Here is a 16,515-nt window from a genome sequence, read left to right on the forward strand (position 1 = left end):
TAAGCAAATATTAAGCATTGAAAGCTTATAATGATTAGAAGCGGTTAATGAGCACTGAGGGGACAATGGCTATTACACTCAAAAATCTTGAGTCCATTGACCAATCCATTCAAAAAGAATTTGAACAATGGATCAAAAGCCATGTGCCTGAAACTATTAAAAATACCGACCAGATAAAAACCTCCCAATATAGCATCTTGAACTACCCTGCGTTATGGTCAGGGGCACGGTTGTTTGAAACACGGATCAACGCAGCTAAAAGTAAGGAAAAACCTGCTTCTGAATTAATTGAAGAACTCATTGAAAAGTCGAAAAAAGCCAACAAGAAAGACGAGAAGGCTTTAAAAGAGATCCTTGCTTTTGAAAAATTATTCAAAAAGCAATCTGACTATTTAAAAGAAAAAGCACTGATTCAATTTGTTAACAAAACCCTTGATGATCTTTCCATCGCGAATGACGATGCAGCCAAATCAATTAATCAGATTAAAGATAAAATACGAAATCTTTTTTCAGCCAACGCCTTACTGAAATTACAGAGACGATATGATTGCCTGCAAACTCATCGACAAATCAGTTTACTTTGTCAGGAATTGCGAACTTTTGCGGATGCAAACAATAAAGACGCCCTCGAAGCGATTACACAGCTGGAAGTCTTAGGCAAACGAGTCATCGATGGACAATATGAACATGCCAAAAAAATGACCTTGACGGAGGCTATTGGCTACGATGTGGCTACAGCTACTTCTCTAATCGGATGGGTCACCAGTTTTCCAGCAGCCATTCTCGGTTTGGCAGGAATCTTTTTTCCACCCTTGCTTGTACCCGCCGGGATCATCGGTACTATAAGCTTCATATCCTATGCAGCCTCTATTATTTCAGTTGCCAATATGGCGCATCAGGCCTTCGCCTATGGCCGCTCTCCCCACCCCAGAGACTTTTGGTGGATGGTCATGGATGTGGTTCTGGCACCGGTAAACCTGGCCGGTGGTGCTATCTTTTCCTCATTCGCCAATTTGGCAAAACCAATTAAGCATTTACCGAATGTGATCAATGTAATTGGCGACTGGTGGAATAATGTATTTTCCAATATTCTGCCTGATATATTTTTTGTTAAAGATTCGTATGAAGATAGCAAAAAGATTGGGGCTACTTATACAGCCCGCGGCCAGTTACGAAATTCGCCAACGGCCAGTTCCTGGAAGCAAATGGGAAGCGCTCTTTCGCAAATGGAAAGTGACGCAGCGTCAAAAATCCGAAACACCAAAGAAGAAATTGCTCTGGTAAAAGCAGACAGCAAACTCAGGCCTGTTACATCAGAAGTGGTTCAGGACAAGGAGGCCTTGTTAAAAAGTCTCAAAGAGCAGCTTGAGGATACTCCTGATTTTAAGAATATTCATCAGGCTCTGCACGATTATTTCGGGATGGAGAGCAAACTACCCAAGTCACATCAGTATGTTAATACTAAAGAGTATCGGGAAGAAATTTATCGTAAATCCTGTGCTTTGGTTAATCTCCTTGAAGCCTGTAATCAACTGGCCAGCGGTAATCAGGAACTGGCCGAACCCATGAGACTTATTAACCAAATTGCTCAGAATGCCAGAGTTATTGAACAACATTTGAGTGATACTTATCAGAAATTACTGAGTTCCCGGCCTGCTGGCGAAACCGCAGCTCACAGCAGAGACTTTGCCTTCGTTAGATTATCCAGTCCTTCAGAAAGTCTGCAGTTTACGAAAAGCCATCAGGCGGCCATTCTTCTTTGGGATAAAGGATTCATGGGCACTAGAACATCCAGAGAGGCAGAGGCTGTTTTGAAGGCAGTAAAAGCCTATAAAGAGTTAGATCCTGATGTGTCCAGGACGCTGCGATTATCTGCATTAAATGCTATTGCTGAGCAATGCAAAAATTATATTGAACTCAATCAGGCTAATCCCAGGAAAGGACGACTGCAGTATGTGGAAAAACTTGCTGAAACAGTGAAGAATGAAAAAGCAGCTCTGGAAGAGTTTTCCGCAGAAGAGCCTGTTTTGGTGGAATTTAAGGCGAAATAAATGCCTTTTCTCCCCGCATAAGACTCTAAATCATTTCATCCCCGCCTTTCGTTCCCAAGGCAATTTTCCCTTCTTCAGCAAGACTTCGGGCCAGTGCAAGAATATCGCGCTGCGCTTTCTCGACTTCACTGACCTTAACAGGGCCTTGCATTTCCAAATCATCTCGTAATAAATCAGCAGCCCGCTTTGACATATTACCAAAGATTTTGTCTTTCACCGGTTCCGTAGTGCCTTTCAATGCCAATAAAAGCTGCTCGGAGGGTATATCACGGAGAAGGGTTTGCACGCTGCGATTATCCATATCTACAAGATTTTCAAAAACAAACATTTTGTCTTTTATCTTTTCACAGATTTCCTGATCCCAGGCATTAATTTTTTCGAGAACTTCTTCTTCTACGGAGCCTTCCAGAAAATTGATGACATCAGCTACTGTTTTAATGCCTCCTACTGAAGCTGTTTTACTGATTTTTTGTCCGCTCAATTGTTTTTCAATCACTTTGCCAAGTTCAGAAATTGCCTCTGGCTTGACGGTATCAATCGTGCACATGCGCAAAAGCACCTCTGCGCGTTTCTCACCCGTGAAATAGCTAACCACCTCGGCAGCCTGCTCACTATCCAGATGAATTAAAATGGTAGCGATAATCTGTGGATGTTCGTTGCGGATTACATCCGCAATAGAGCGTCCATCAAGCCATTTTAATCGGTTCAGACCACTGTCTTTGTCAGAAACTAAAATCCTGTCGATGAAGGGTGTGGCTCTTTCCTCACCCAGTGCATTGATCAATACCGTACGCAGATAGTTTTCCGCATCGACAGTGAGGCTGGTTTGTTCTTCGATGGCGTTTAAAAATTCCCCCAGCACATTTTGCATTTTTGCCTTACTGACACTGCTCAAAGTGGAGATTGCCATTCCTACTTTTTGAACCTGACGAGGCTCCAGATGTTTTAACACTTCAGCAGCATTTTTTTCCCCCATGCCGAGTAATAAAATGGCCGCTCTTTCTATTCCATCCATAATATTATCCTCGATCTACCCAGGTCTTGACCACCTGCGCAACCCGCTTTGGCTCCTTATCCACCACCTGCCGCAATAAAGCCAGCTGCGTTTCATAGTCATTGGCATTTGAAGGAAGTATACCTTGCCCCTGATAAGTCAGTTCGCTTTGCTGTTCTTCCTCAACCTCTTCAGAACGGTTGCTTGCAAGGGTTTTGAATAAAGGACGGAATACACCGAAGACCAGAGCAAGAATAAATAAGCCCCCTAGACTCTGTTTTACAATGGACCAAAATGTGCTGGTCTGCCAAAAATGAGGTTCAGGGATAGGTTCAATAGGATCAGGTTTTACAAAATTGCTATTCACTACGTTGAGACTGTCGCCTCTTTCGGTATTAAGACCGATTGCGTCTGAAACCAGCGCCTTGACCTGATCCAGTTCTTTAGCCGTTAATGGCTTTAATACCATTTTCTTGGTTTTTGGATCCAGAACAGGGCGGTTATCGATCAACACAGCCACGGTTAAGCGCTTAATACTGCCAGGCTGATTTTTGGTGTGACTTACGGTCTTGTCAAGCTCAAAATTCTTGACCACTTGTTTCTGCATATCATTGGAATCAGCTTGCCCCTGATTGGCCGGGGTTGGCGTGTTGGGCGCATTTTTATTTTGCCCTTTGCCCTGCAAATTAGCGTTTTTAGGAGGAGAATTAGATAGTGAACCGGCAACCCCGCCTGCATTGGCTGTTTTGCGCTGCTCTTCTACCAGTTGCTCACTACGTACCGCTCCGCCATCAGGATTATAGAGCTCCTGAGTCTGCTCAAAATCGGTAAAATCAATATCCGCTGAAACTTTAGCCTTCACTTTTCCAAAGCCAAGCAAGGGAGTTAAAATGTCTTGTATTTTCTGAGCGTATTGCTGCTCCAGAGTCTGACGATAATCAAGATATTTTTCAGAACTACTGAACACAGAGCCGCCACCGCCCTCATTTAATAATTGCCCGTTTTGATCAACAACAGTCACTCTGCTTGCCGACAAGTTGGGAATACTCGAGGCAACCAGGTTTATAATGGATGCAATCGCCTGTTTTTTTAACTCCACACCGGGATAAATATCGATGAATACTGAAGCGCTGGGCTCGCGGCTATCGCGCACAAAAGCCGATTCCCGTGGAATAGCAAGATGTACGCGCGCAGATTTAATATCATGCAACTGGCTGATGGTTCTGGCTAACTCAGCCTCAAGTGCCTGTTTGTATCGGGCATTTTCCATGAATTGGCTGGTGGTAAATGTATTCCCATTGGCAAATAATTCCGAGATTGGGTTATTACCACGCGGCAAACCTTCAGCCGCAAGCTTTAAGCGGGCAGTCTGAACATCGCTGCTGGGAACCATGATGGTGCCATAGGTTTCATCCAGCCTGAAAGGAATTGCATTACGTTGCAATGTATCCATCACATCGGTGGAGTCACGCGGACTTAACTGGTTATACAACGGCATATAACTTGGCGTGCGTGACCAGAGAACTACAGCAACGCCAATTGCCACACTCGCTGCGAGCCCAATCATCAGGCCTAATTGTTTGGCAATGGGTAAGCGGGTAAACTTTGTGGCCGCATTGGCCGCAGTATCAGCCAAGGCCATGACATACTCCTGTCATTATTAACTTACTTCCTGTATAGATTGTCCGGATTAGACCGGCATATTCATAATGTCCTGATAAGCCTGAACCAGTTTGTTTCTGACTCTAAGTGTTGCTTCAAAAGCAATATTCGATTTTTGGGCTGCTATCATAACATCCCCCAGACTCACATTGGCCGCGCCTACCTCAAACTGGTTTCGCAAATGGTCAGCCGTCTGACTCAACTGGTTAACCTCTCCCATCGCATTGTGAAAAATATCACCAAAAGAGGTCGTAGCAGGAGTCAGTTCGGGGGCTTTTCCCTGCGCTTCCGCAGCCATGACTCGCATTTGATTAAACAGTGAAACAGTATTCACATCAGTCATTTCTTTTTACCTGCGTTTTTATTTAACTGATACACCTGGATTTGTGCCAGATCACACCTCATATCCCTCTTCTCGCATCTTGGCTAATTTGTATCTTAATGTTCTTTCGCTGACTCCAAGCGCTCCGGCGACCTGCTGACGATTACCATTATAATCTTTCAATGTTTTTTCGATAAGATCAAATTCATGATTCTGAAGGTTTTTTGTTTCTGTTTTTTTAGCCGGTTTGTCCTTATTTAAATCAGGTAATTGAAGGTGAGCTATTTCAATGACTCCATGCGTTTGCAAAACAAGCGCTCTTTGCACCACGTTGTCCAGTTCTCTGGCATTTCCTGGCCAGGAATAATGCAATAAGGCCTGCCTTGCCTCTTCACTCAGCACAGGAATTACAGGAAAATTATCCTGGCAATGGCGTCTAATCAAATAATTAGCAAGTGGTATGATGTCGCAAATACGTTCTCGAAGCGGCAGCCAGTGAAGGGGAAACACATTGAGACGATAATAAAGATCTTCTCTGAAGCGCCCCGCTTTTACTTCTTCTAATAAATGACGATTGCTGGTAGCAAGTACTCTCACATCAAGATTAATCATCTTGTTGGAACCTATACGCTCTACCTCTTTTTCCTGCAGAACACGCAGCAATTTGGCCTGTAGAGCAAGACTCATCTCACTGACTTCATCCAGAAGCAGCGTGCCTTCCTGAGCCTGTTCAAATTTTCCCGGCGTTGATTTATAAGCTCCGGTAAAAGCACCTTTTTCATAGCCGAACAATGTGGCTTCCAGCATTTGCTCGGGAATTGCCGCACAGTTAATCGCCACAAAAGGTTTCTGCGCCCGCGGTGAATGATCATGAATGAAATGGGCAAGAACTTCCTTACCCGTTCCACTCTCTCCACTAATCATTACGCCCACATCCGACTGAGCCACTCGCAAAGCCATAGAAAGCAATGCCTGGCTTTTAGGATCCATCGCAATGGGCTGGGAATCATCTTGCATAAAAGCTGGTTTGATATAGCGATTGATTTTTTCTGCCAGTAAGTTAGCGCTAAATGGCTTTTGAAGATAATCAACGGCGCCATTGCGCATGGCGCTGACCGCGTCTTCAACAGACGCATAGGCGGTCATCAGGATCACCGGTACGCCGGGATTGCGTCTTTGTATTTCCGCAAGAAGCTGCTGTCCGTCAATCCTGTCCATTCGCACATCACTGAGCACAATGGCGGGACTATGTTTTTCCAGCATGGCCAGTGCTTCTTTACCGTCTTTGGCAGACAAATAGGAATGACCTGCCAGGTTCATTGTTTCTGCCAGTGCTTCCCGCAACACTGGATCATCTTCTACAATTAACACATCGCCCATACCTATTCCTCAATTAATCGTACCAATAAACGACAACGATATTTTTTCATAGAATCTAAACATGTCATAAAAAACAAGATGCTTCAATAACTAAATGAAAGTAATCATTATTTACCAGGGAATATCCAGCTCAATCGTCGAACCGACTCCTTCTGACGTCTGTATTGTTGCCCGCCCCTTATGAGCGGCCGCCGCTGCTTTGACAATTGCTAATCCCAAGCCTGTACCCTGGGCGCGCGTGGTAAAAAAGGGCGAAAAAACCTGAGCTTTGACTTCCTCAGACATCCCCTTACCATCATCCTTTACTCTGATTACAAAGCCGGTGTTGCCCTCATTCGGCTGCATATCCACTGTAATATGCCCCGCTTCCGCCTGAAGACTGTTACTTACCAAATTTAAAACAGCCCCAATCAGAGCTTCCTTGTGCAACTGGCATCGGCGTGCAGGTAGTTGGTTATTTATTTTCCATTGTACCGTTTTATCTTCTAACAAGATATATATTCTTTCTTCCAATACCTTGCTCCATTGCTGAAGATCAAGAGATTGTTTTTCCAATCGCTCCCCACGGGCAAACAGCAATAACTCCTCAATTTGCTGCTCAATAGCACTATGGCAGGCCTGCAGCCTTGATAACCACAGCTGGCTGCGCTCCTCAAGTTTTTGCGTAGCACTCAGATGCTCGGTGTATAACATGGCTGAAGCCAGAGGGGTTCTAATCTGATGGGCAAGCTGCGCAGTCATCCGTCCGAGCGTCATAAGCTGATTCTGATTTTCTCTGGCATGCTCATATTCACGCGTAGCGGTGAAATCGGTAAGAATAATTAACTCCCCTGGCGGGGTGGAAAGTGAGGAAATGGATAGATGTACGCGGCGGCCATTGACAAGAGAGACTTCCAGACCGTCATCTTCTTTGGGAGAAAACACCTTATCGATAACGCCTCGCCACTCTTGCCCGGTCATATCGGCTTCAAGAAGCTCGATGGCAGCCTGATTCATCCAGGCAATAAGGCCCTGACTGTTCAAAACAATTAATCCTGTAGGCACACAGGATAGAATTTCTTTGATTGAGATTTCAGATAACATGCGCTGGTTTGGATTAATAATTAATTATTAAATGTATCAAAACTTAATTAATCTAAACAGAGCTTTGGAAATTATCATTTTTTCCTATACTCTTCATCCAGCTGGCGGAGAAATTTAAGCTTTTCTGCGATTTTAATTTCCAATCCTCTCGGAACCGGGGCATACCAGTGCGGTTCTTTCATTCCTTCAGGCAAATAACTTTCGCCTGCTGCATACCCATGCGGCTCATCATGCGCGTAACGGTATTGCTGACCATATCCGAGCTTCTGCATAAGCGCTGTGGGCGCATTGCGGATATGCAGTGGTACTTCCCGCGATTTATCTTTTTTAATAAAATCTCTGGCTTGATTGTAAGCTATATAACCTGCATTGCTTTTTGGTGCAACGGCCAGATAAATTACAGCTTGCGCCAATGCCAGCTCGCCCTCAGGAGAACCCAGACGCTCGTAGGTTGCCGCTGCGTCATTCGCAATCTGCATGGCTTTGGGGTCGGCAAGACCAATATCCTCCCAGGCCATACGGACAATGCGTCTTGATAAATAATAGGGGTCCACTCCGCCGTCGAGCATACGGCATAGCCAGTACAAGGCCGCATCAGGATGAGAGCCGCGCACGGATTTATGTAAAGCAGAGATCTGATCATAGAAATTCTCTCCGCCTTTATCAAAGCGGCGCGCCGCAGGCGTCAGCATTCTCAGCAACTGCTCGTGGTCAATTAAAGATTGGCCTTCCACTTTGGCAGCGGTTTCAATCTGCTCGAGAAAATTATACAAACGCCTGCCGTCACCATCCGCCATTGCAGTGAGAGCCGCCAGTGCTTCTGCATCCAATTGAATGTTAATAAAGCCCCTATCCTGTGCACGCTTAACCAGCAAACCGAGTTCCTCTTCACTTAAGGATTTCAATACATAAACCTGTGCTCGGGAAAGCAAGGCATTATTGACTTCAAACGAAGGATTTTCAGTAGTCGCACCAATAAAGGTGATCAGACCTGATTCAGTGAAAGGAAGCAAGGCATCCTGCTGAGATTTATTAAAGCGGTGAATTTCGTCAATAAACAAAATAGTTTGTCGCTGATGATATCGATTTCGTTCGGCTTGTTCGACTGCCGCCCGGATATCTTTCACACCGGCTAATACCGCTGATAAGGCTATCCATTCACAATCAAAGGCTTTCGCTGCGAGGCGGGCGAGTGTCGTTTTACCGACTCCGGGCGGTCCCCAGAAAATCATAGAATGCGGTTTGCCTGAGCTAAAAGCGAGACGCAGCGGTTTGCCTTCCCCCAGAAGATGGGTTTGGCCAACAACTTCTTGCCAAACTTCAGGCCTCATTCGTTCGGCAAGCGGGGTATGGGATTGCTCTGAAAATAGGTTCATTGTTCGACTACGTCAACACCTTTAGGCGGCTTAAATTGAAACAGACTGCTTGCCAAACTGGGATTGTTTTTAATATTAGACAATTGAACGCTGGTGTGCTGCCCTAATTGATCAAATAATTCAATATTAGTTAATTTATCGCCCTTGAAAACCAGTTTAAGCTGTTGAAAATTCTCCTTCGGCGATTTGGCTTTAAGACTATAAACCTGTTTACTGCCGTCAACAGCGGAGCTCACATCAAAATCACGTGTAACGGTATTATCATAACCGCTTAAAAATAAACCTGCCGTACCTCCAAGCCCCTTCTGTTGTTTTTTTACAGTGACCTGCTCAAGATCGACATCATAAACCCACATTTTTTTACTGTCAGCAATGACTAATTGCTCCATTGGATCCTTGGTCTCCCAACGAAACTTGCCGGGTCTTGACAACGCCATCGTACCAGAAGTCTGTGACACTTCTCGCTTACCTGCCTTTACTACCTGATTAAAACTGGCGCTCATAGTTTTTAGAGCATTCAGTTTTTCCTGCAGTTCTTCACCGGGAGACTGACTAAAGGCTGTGTTCATTAAAAAGCATAATGCGATACTCATTAATTTTTTCATACTTATTCCTCATTGACAGACGATACCAGAACATCACGAAATCCCCCTTCAAGAGGACCCACTATGCCTGTTCTTTCCATTTCTTCAACCAGTCTCGCAGCCCGGTTGTAACCTATCTTCAAACGGCGCTGAACTGAGGAGATGCTGGCTTTACGGGTTTGAAGCACAAACTCAACTGCCTGATCATAGAGCGGATCAGAATCCTCTGTATTCTGACCGCCTCCCTCTTCCCCTGGCCCTTCGGAAGGATCAAAGGTTTGAGTAATTTCATCGATGTATTCCGGTTCGCCGCGTGAGCGCCAGTCATCTGCGACTCGATGCACTTCCATATCATCGACAAATGCTCCATGAACGCGCAAGGGAGCTCCGGTTCCAGGCGCGAGATATAACATATCCCCATGGCCCAGTAATTGTTCCGCGCCCTGCTGGTCAAGAATAGTGCGAGAATCAATTTTTGAAGACACCTGAAATGACATTCTGGTCGGAATATTGGATTTAATCAAACCGGTTAACACATCGACAGAAGGTCTTTGGGTGGCCAGAATCAAATGGATTCCAGCCGCTCTGGCCTTTTGAGCAATCCGGGCGATTAATTGCTCGACTTTTTTACCGACAACCATCATCATGTCCGCGAGCTCATCAATGACCACTACAATATAGGGCAAAGACTGAAGCGCTGGAGCCTGTTCATCCACTGAATCGCTGGGTTTCCAGGTAGGATCCGTCAGCACTTCACCGGCTGCTGCAGCCTCAGTAAGTTTGTTATTAAAACCTGCGAGATTGCGAACGCCCATAGCCGCCATCAAACGGTAACGGCGCTCCATTTCAGCAACGCACCAGCGCAGAGCACTGGCTGCCTCCTTCATATCAGTTACTACCGGGGTCAATAAATGGGGGATACCGTCATAAACTGACAGCTCCAGCATTTTGGGATCCACCATAATGAGACGTACCTGATCGGGAGATGCTTTGAAGAGCAGACTTAAGATCATGGCGTTAATTCCCACTGATTTACCTGATCCAGTGGTTCCTGCAACCAGAAGGTGAGGCATTTTTGCCAAATCAACCACCATAGGATGCCCGGCAATATCCACGCCCAGAGCTAATGCCAAAGGCGAATGAGCCTGCTGATAGGTGTCAGATATTAATACGTCTGATAAACGAACCATGTCGCGATGCTGATTGGGCAGTTCAAGACCTACCACGGTTTTACCCGGAATCACTTCAACAACCCGCACACTGGTCACTGATAATGAGCGAGCCAAATCCTTCGCCAGGGCACTCAGCTTGCTTACTTTAATGCCTGCAGCCAATTGCAATTCAAAACGGGTAATAACCGGTCCTGGGTGCACGGCCACCACATCGGCCTGAATGCCGAAATCGAGTAAATGCTGTTCTACTTCCCGGGACAATCCTTCCAGTTCCTGATGGGTAAATCCTCCCATTACTTTGCCTGGCTGTCCCTTGTCGAGTAAAGATAGTGAAGGCAATCCAGGTGTAACCGGCGGTTTACTAGCCTTGGGCTCTCTGGCTGCTTTAGTCACAGGTAATGCATCAAGCGCAGGCCCAGAAACTGGTGCAGATACGGGAATAGAGCTTAAAGCCGGAACAGCAGCTATTGAGGGCTCCACTGGTTTTTTTTCTTCTACAGAGACTGATGAGGACATTAACACAGGTACATTTTTATCTCTGGGCTCTCTTTTTTCTTTCTTTTCTCTAATCAGAGGGCGGCTGACCACAGGTTGTCCGACTGATTCTTCCGCTTCCTTTCGAGCGGGTAAATAACTGGCCAGCGATCTCAGGCCGGCAATCATTCGGCTCATTGCCCGACTGCTTGTTCCAAGCCCTCTCACTGTTTTTCTTCCCAGCTCAAGCGTGTAATAACCCAGTGATTCTACTGTCTGAATCCAGGAAATGCCGGTGAGAAATGTAACTCCCACCAGTAAAATCGCTAACAAAAGTAATGTAGCACCATGCAGATTCAAGGCATAGTTAAACCCATCGGCAATGAAGTTTCCAAGCACACCGCCTGCGCTTTGTGAGCCGTCAATAGCAGTAATACCGGGTTCCAGACTTAGCAGGCTGCACCCGCCAATCATCAGAAAAATCAGACCGCTGCCTCGAATCATCAGACTAAAACGGCTAATCGCTTTAAACGTTTTCTGATCCTGCATAATGGCCCAGGCCAGGTAGGCAATACACACTGGCAGAATGTAGGCGAAATAGCCAAAAAGAAGATAAAGAGTATCCGCAATATACGCACCTACTGTACCGCCGGCATTGGCAATCGGCACATGGCTGCGCGGCACATGCGTCCAGCCGGGATCAGTCACACTATAGGTTGCCAGTGAGAGCCAGATAAACAGCGAACAGGTTAATACGAGAATAAAACTACCCTCGCTAATCCGATTTCGTATAAATGGTGGCAGGTTTTTTTTAAGGGCACCAGTTTGCCGCCCGGATTCTTGTTTTGCCATAGCTATTTTAAAATCTGTGTTTTTGTCATACCATTTGCCATCTTACCATAATTCACGAGGAAGGCAGAGATGATTAATCGCAATCACCATCGCCTGATAATTCTTGGCTCAGGCCCGGCAGGCTATACCGCGGCTGTCTATGCAGCACGCGCCAATCTGAACCCTGTATTAATCACTGGCATGCAGCCAGGAGGACAGCTTACCACAACCACCGATGTGGACAACTGGCCAGGAGACATAGAAGGCCTGCAAGGCCCGGCATTGATGGATCGCATGCAAAAACACGCAGAGCGTTTCGACACCAGAATTATTTTTGATCACATCGTAAAAGCCGATCTTGGTCAAAAACCATTCCTTTTACAGGGTGATAGCGAATCCTATACCTGCGATGCGCTGATTATCGCAACTGGCGCCTCTGCCCGCTATCTGGGCCTCGAGTCGGAAAGCGCTTATCAGGGGCGTGGAGTTTCTGCGTGTGCGACCTGCGACGGGTTCTTTTACCGAAACAAAACCGTTTGCGTCATAGGAGGCGGTAACACCGCTGTTGAAGAAGCGCTTTATTTATCTAATATCGCAGCGTCTGTCACCCTAATCCATCGCCGCGACAGCTTAAGAGCAGAAAAAATTCTTCAGGATCGCCTGTTTGAAAAGGCAGAGCACGGCAATATTAAATTACTTTGGCATAACACACTGGATGAGGTTATCGGTGACGGCATGAAAGTAACCGGCGCTCGTGTCCGCAATGTCGACACCGGTGAAATACAAACGCTCACTCTTGATGGCGTCTTTATTGCTATTGGTCATGATCCCAATACCAGCCTGTTTAAAGGCCAACTGGATATGAAAGAAAATGGTTACCTGATTATCCGCTCAGGTTTGGAAGGAATGGCCACTGCAACCTCTATTCCCGGCGTGTTTGCCTGTGGGGATGTGGCTGATCATGTGTATAGACAAGCCATTACGTCTGCGGGATTTGGCTGCATGGCGGCCCTGGATGCCGAAAAATATCTGGATGATTTGGGAGAATAATTATTTCTGATTTTTCTGAAGACGGTGAAGACTATTCATTCCCTGATCCGGAAAGCAGTGATAAACAGGGATTATTAGCAATCGGCGGCGATTTGTCGCCTGCACGATTGTTATCTGCCTATCGCCAGGGAATATTTCCCTGGTACGAACGTGGATGCCCTATTCTTTGGTGGTCTCCTAACCCCCGACTGATTCTTTATCCCCAGCAATTCAAGTTAAGCCGCAGTCTTAAAAAGAGCCTGAAACAACCCCATGAATTGAAAATTGATTCTGATTTTAAAGAGGTGATTCAGGCTTGCGCAACGGTAGAGGCCCGTGAAAATAACACCTGGATAACCAAGGAGATGCAAGCGGCCTATATCCATTTGTCTGAGATGGGATTTGCTCACAGTTTTGAAATCTGGCGTGAGAACCGCCTAATTGGCGGACTCTATGGCATTAGTATTGGAAAAGCGTTTTTCGGTGAATCTATGTTTCACTACGAACAGGACGCCTCAAAAATGGCGATGTATTATCTTAGCCAGACCCTTTTAAATCAGCATTTCGATTTTATCGATTGTCAATTACCAACAGCTCATCTGATAAGCCTTGGATGCACGATTATCAGCCGCAAGGAATTTCTGCACCGGCTTAAAGAGGCCCTGCAACACCCTACACTTCGGGGAAGCTGGGCTAAATTGGCCAGTAGTGATTCAACCAGCCCATTTGAGTAAGGAAGAGGCATTCGCAAGCAGTTTTGATTGCCATTTTTTTTATTTTAGTGCACTATCTTGCTTTTATTTGTTGAAGCAATTTTGAGAGACTTATGGCGAAAGAAGATCATATTGAAATGCAAGGGACAGTTATTGATACCTTGCCTAACACCATGTTTCGAGTGGAGTTGGAAAACGGGCATATCGTTACGGCTCATATTTCCGGACGCATGCGAAAAAACTATATCCGTATCCTGACCGGTGACAAGGTAAAGGTTGAGTTAACTCCATATGATTTGACTAAAGGCCGTATTATTTTTCGCGATAAAAATTAGAAAAGTATATTCGCCATTACTATGTCATTCCCCTGTAAACGAGGTCTATTCTCCGGGTAACTTCCATCTTCTTAAAAATATCCTTTAATACTCTCTCCCCTCCGGGGAGAGAGTTAGAGAGAGGGGGCTTAATATCAACCCTCACCCTAGCCCTCTCCCAACTTGGGAGAGGGGATTCTATTAAATGAAACTTTCTTTCAATCCTCTCCTTGGGGAGAGTGCTAATATCAACCTAATCGAGAGGATTGTTAAGAATATCATCTACTTTCCAGCAACCATCATTTCCTCGATTAAAATCGATCCGCAGCGTGTGGCAATATTCGGATTGATGTCACTGCCTACTGCGGCAATGTTTAAAAACATATCCTTGAGGTTGCCTGCAATGGTTACTTCTTCGACTGGAAATTGAATTTCTCCATTTTCAATCCAGAAACCGCTGGCTCCGCGGGAATAGTCGCCAGTTAACCCATTAACCCCCTGTCCCATCAGCTCTGTGACTAATAATCCCCTCTCCATTTGCTTAATCAGCTGCTGTAAATTCCCTGCAGTGGAGTCAAGCGTCAGATTATGGACGCCCCCAGCATTAGCCGATGTTTTAAGGCCCATTCGGCGGGCGGAGTAAGTACTCAGTGCATACTGTTTAACCCGTCCATCTTCAACAAACACGTTATCACGGGTAGGAACGCCTTCACTATCAAAAGGAGAACTGCCCAGAGCGCGCAAGAGATGAGGTTGTTCGTAAATTTTAAACCCTTTGGGGAAAACCTGCTGGTCAATCGAGTCCATCAAGAATGAATTTTTCCGATAAAGATTGGAGCCGCTGATTGCATTAATAAAACTGGATAAGAGCCCGCTGGAAATACGGGAGGAAAACAGGACTGGTACTCGCTGCGTACTGATTTTCTTCGCACCTAGTCTGCTGATAGTTCTCTCCACTGTATTAGCAGCCAAATATCTGATATCCGCCAGATCGCCGGCATGCCGTGCAGTCGTATAATCATAATCTCTTTGCATGGCTTCATTTTCCTGAGCGATTAAAGAGCAACTTAATCCATGCCGAGTACCGGTCAAAAATCCTTCTCCGCCGCGGGAATTGGCAAAACCATGACAGAATTCATAGGTAGAGAGATTGACGCCATCTGAGTTACTAATGCGCTTATCCAGAGATAAGGCGTGCGATTCGCAGGCTAATGCCATTTCAATAGCCTGAGCAGGCGTTATTGACCAGGGGTGATGGAGCTCCAGATTGGAATACTGATTAGTCATCAATTCGCTGTCAGGAAGTCCAAAACAGGGATCAGCCGCACTGACTTTAGCGATTTCACAAGCTGCAGCCACCAGTGAATCAAGCGCTGCAGGCGATGTATCGGTGCTGCTTGCGCTTCCTTTCCGATGCCCAAAATAAACGACCAGGCTAACCCCTTTGTCATCATTGAAAGCGACGGTTTCTACTTCCCCCATCCGTACATCGACCGAGAATCCGTTATCATGATTGACAGCAACCGAGGCATCGGAAGCGCCCAGAGCTTTTGCCCGGTCCAGGACATCTTTCATCAACTCGGATAACTTCTCGATTGACTTTTGTTGTAATTCATTGCTATTTTGCGTTGTTATTTGCATGGCGGTTTCCACTGCTGAAAAATATTTTTGTTCACAAGGATACAAGATTACTATGCCCAGTCAAACCATTGTAAACAGAAAATGGCTGACGCGGATCTGGAAATCCCTGCTCACCGTTTCATTATTAGCCTTACTGCTTAATTATGCTCTTGCTTCCAATAACTGGCATAAACTAACATCGGGCGTTGAGTATCAGGAGCTTAAAGAAAGTTATTTAACGCCCTGGGCCCATGTGTACGCCTTCAAAATCAATTTAAAGTATAATCAACTTTCTTTAGTCTTTGCCAAAGATATGGCAGTTAAATACGCGTCAGCTGACGAATATGCACAGCATAGTAATGCCTTAATCACTATTAATGGCGGCTTTTTTGATCAGGACTTTAAGCCTCTGGGTCTTCGGATAAAAAACAGACAGTTAAAAAGCCCTCTGAAGCAAATTAGCTGGTGGGGAATCTTTTATATCAGAAACGACAAACCCTACATCACCAATGTGCGTCAGTTCAAACGAGACAGCCAGATAGAATTTGCAGTTCAAAGCGGGCCTCGCCTGTTGATTAATGGTCAAATCCCTCCTCTAAAGCCAGGACGGGCGGAGCGCAGCGCCTTAGGCATTACGCGTGATGGAGAGGTCATTATCCTGGTCACTGATAATGCTGCGCTGTCCACCATCGAGCTTGCGCAAATTATGAGAGCACCGCCGCTGAACTGCCTGAACGCACTGAATCTCGATGGTGGAAGTTCCAGCCAGCTGCATGCGCAAATTGACGCCTTCCGCCTGAATGTTCATGGCTTCTCCAATGTTTCCGATGCGGTGATTGTTAAAAAGAAATCCTGATCGCTATAAGTACATCAAAGACGAGGTCAATCCTTTTTCATCTACAGAGAACCG

At 45.6% G+C, this 16,515-nt stretch carries 14 protein-coding genes; 5 read left to right on the forward strand and 9 right to left on the reverse strand.

Annotated elements, in window-relative coordinates; all coding sequences use genetic code 11:
• The first annotated feature begins 65 nt into the window (after positions 1-65).
• Positions 66-2,051: a hypothetical protein gene (locus DYH61_RS10635; protein ID WP_058507508.1), complete on the forward strand. Its 1,986-nt coding sequence runs from the start codon at positions 66-68 to the stop codon at positions 2,049-2,051.
• A gap of 25 nt (positions 2,052-2,076) precedes the next feature.
• Here the strand turns inward: DYH61_RS10635 and fliG are convergent, their stop codons facing one another.
• The 8 genes from fliG to DYH61_RS10675 all read right to left on the reverse strand — a co-directional run bounded on the left by fliG (position 2,077) and on the right by DYH61_RS10675 (position 11,950).
• Positions 2,077-3,066, reverse strand: a complete 990-nt coding sequence (gene fliG / locus DYH61_RS10640; RefSeq protein WP_058507509.1) for a flagellar motor switch protein FliG — start codon at positions 3,064-3,066, stop codon at positions 2,077-2,079.
• 4 nt (positions 3,067-3,070) lie between these two features.
• Entirely contained in the window at positions 3,071-4,687 is a 1,617-nt protein-coding gene (fliF, locus tag DYH61_RS10645) for a flagellar basal-body MS-ring/collar protein FliF (protein ID WP_058507510.1), read from the reverse strand.
• 48 nt (positions 4,688-4,735) lie between these two features.
• Positions 4,736-5,050 carry a flagellar hook-basal body complex protein FliE gene (gene fliE, locus DYH61_RS10650; RefSeq protein ID WP_058507511.1) on the reverse strand — a complete coding sequence of 105 codons (315 nt, stop codon included), beginning with the start codon at positions 5,048-5,050 and terminating at the stop codon, positions 4,736-4,738.
• A gap of 51 nt (positions 5,051-5,101) precedes the next feature.
• Complete coding sequence (locus tag DYH61_RS10655; protein ID WP_058507512.1) at positions 5,102-6,409, reverse strand: sigma-54-dependent transcriptional regulator; 1,308 nt, start codon at positions 6,407-6,409, stop codon at positions 5,102-5,104.
• 111 nt (positions 6,410-6,520) lie between these two features.
• Positions 6,521-7,492 (reverse strand): sensor histidine kinase, encoded by a 972-nt coding sequence (locus DYH61_RS10660; protein ID WP_058507513.1) that lies wholly within the window; start codon positions 7,490-7,492, stop codon positions 6,521-6,523.
• 74 nt (positions 7,493-7,566) lie between these two features.
• The gene (locus tag DYH61_RS10665; protein WP_058507514.1) at positions 7,567-8,868 is read right to left on the reverse strand and encodes a replication-associated recombination protein A; all 1,302 of its coding nucleotides are present in this window, start codon (positions 8,866-8,868) and stop codon (positions 7,567-7,569) included.
• Entirely contained in the window at positions 8,865-9,473 is a 609-nt protein-coding gene (gene lolA, locus DYH61_RS10670) for an outer membrane lipoprotein periplasmic chaperone LolA (RefSeq protein ID WP_058507515.1), read from the reverse strand. The genes DYH61_RS10665 and lolA overlap by 4 nt, the downstream gene beginning before the upstream one ends.
• Positions 9,474-9,475: 2 nt before the next feature.
• A complete protein-coding gene (locus DYH61_RS10675) occupies positions 9,476-11,950 on the reverse strand; it encodes a DNA translocase FtsK (RefSeq protein ID WP_058507516.1) in 2,475 nt (824 codons plus the stop codon).
• Between the two features lie 69 nt (positions 11,951-12,019).
• On the opposite strand from DYH61_RS10675, the gene trxB reads away from it, so the two are divergent.
• The 3 genes from trxB (at position 12,020) to infA (ending at position 14,006) form a co-directional block, all read left to right on the forward strand.
• Positions 12,020-12,979, forward strand: coding sequence for a thioredoxin-disulfide reductase (gene trxB, locus DYH61_RS10680; RefSeq protein ID WP_058507517.1), 960 nt, complete (start codon positions 12,020-12,022; stop codon positions 12,977-12,979).
• A 2-nt stretch (positions 12,980-12,981) separates the two neighbouring features.
• Positions 12,982-13,692, forward strand: a complete 711-nt coding sequence (aat, locus tag DYH61_RS10685; RefSeq protein WP_058507518.1) for a leucyl/phenylalanyl-tRNA--protein transferase — start codon at positions 12,982-12,984, stop codon at positions 13,690-13,692.
• Positions 13,693-13,784: 92 nt separating this feature from the next.
• Positions 13,785-14,006 carry a translation initiation factor IF-1 gene (gene infA, locus DYH61_RS10690; RefSeq protein WP_025386155.1) on the forward strand — a complete coding sequence of 74 codons (222 nt, stop codon included), beginning with the start codon at positions 13,785-13,787 and terminating at the stop codon, positions 14,004-14,006.
• Between the two features lie 261 nt (positions 14,007-14,267).
• Here infA and pmbA read toward each other — a convergent pair whose 3' ends face one another.
• Positions 14,268-15,626, reverse strand: coding sequence for a metalloprotease PmbA (gene pmbA / locus DYH61_RS10695; protein ID WP_058507519.1), 1,359 nt, complete (start codon positions 15,624-15,626; stop codon positions 14,268-14,270).
• Between the two features lie 52 nt (positions 15,627-15,678).
• Between pmbA and DYH61_RS10700 the strand changes: the two genes are divergently transcribed.
• Complete coding sequence (locus tag DYH61_RS10700) at positions 15,679-16,461, forward strand: phosphodiester glycosidase family protein (RefSeq protein ID WP_058507520.1); 783 nt, start codon at positions 15,679-15,681, stop codon at positions 16,459-16,461.
• Positions 16,462-16,515: the final 54 nt, after the last annotated feature.

This window comes from Legionella quinlivanii (genome assembly GCF_900461555.1).
In the GTDB taxonomy this organism is placed as follows: Bacteria; Pseudomonadota; Gammaproteobacteria; order Legionellales; family Legionellaceae; genus Legionella_C; species Legionella_C quinlivanii.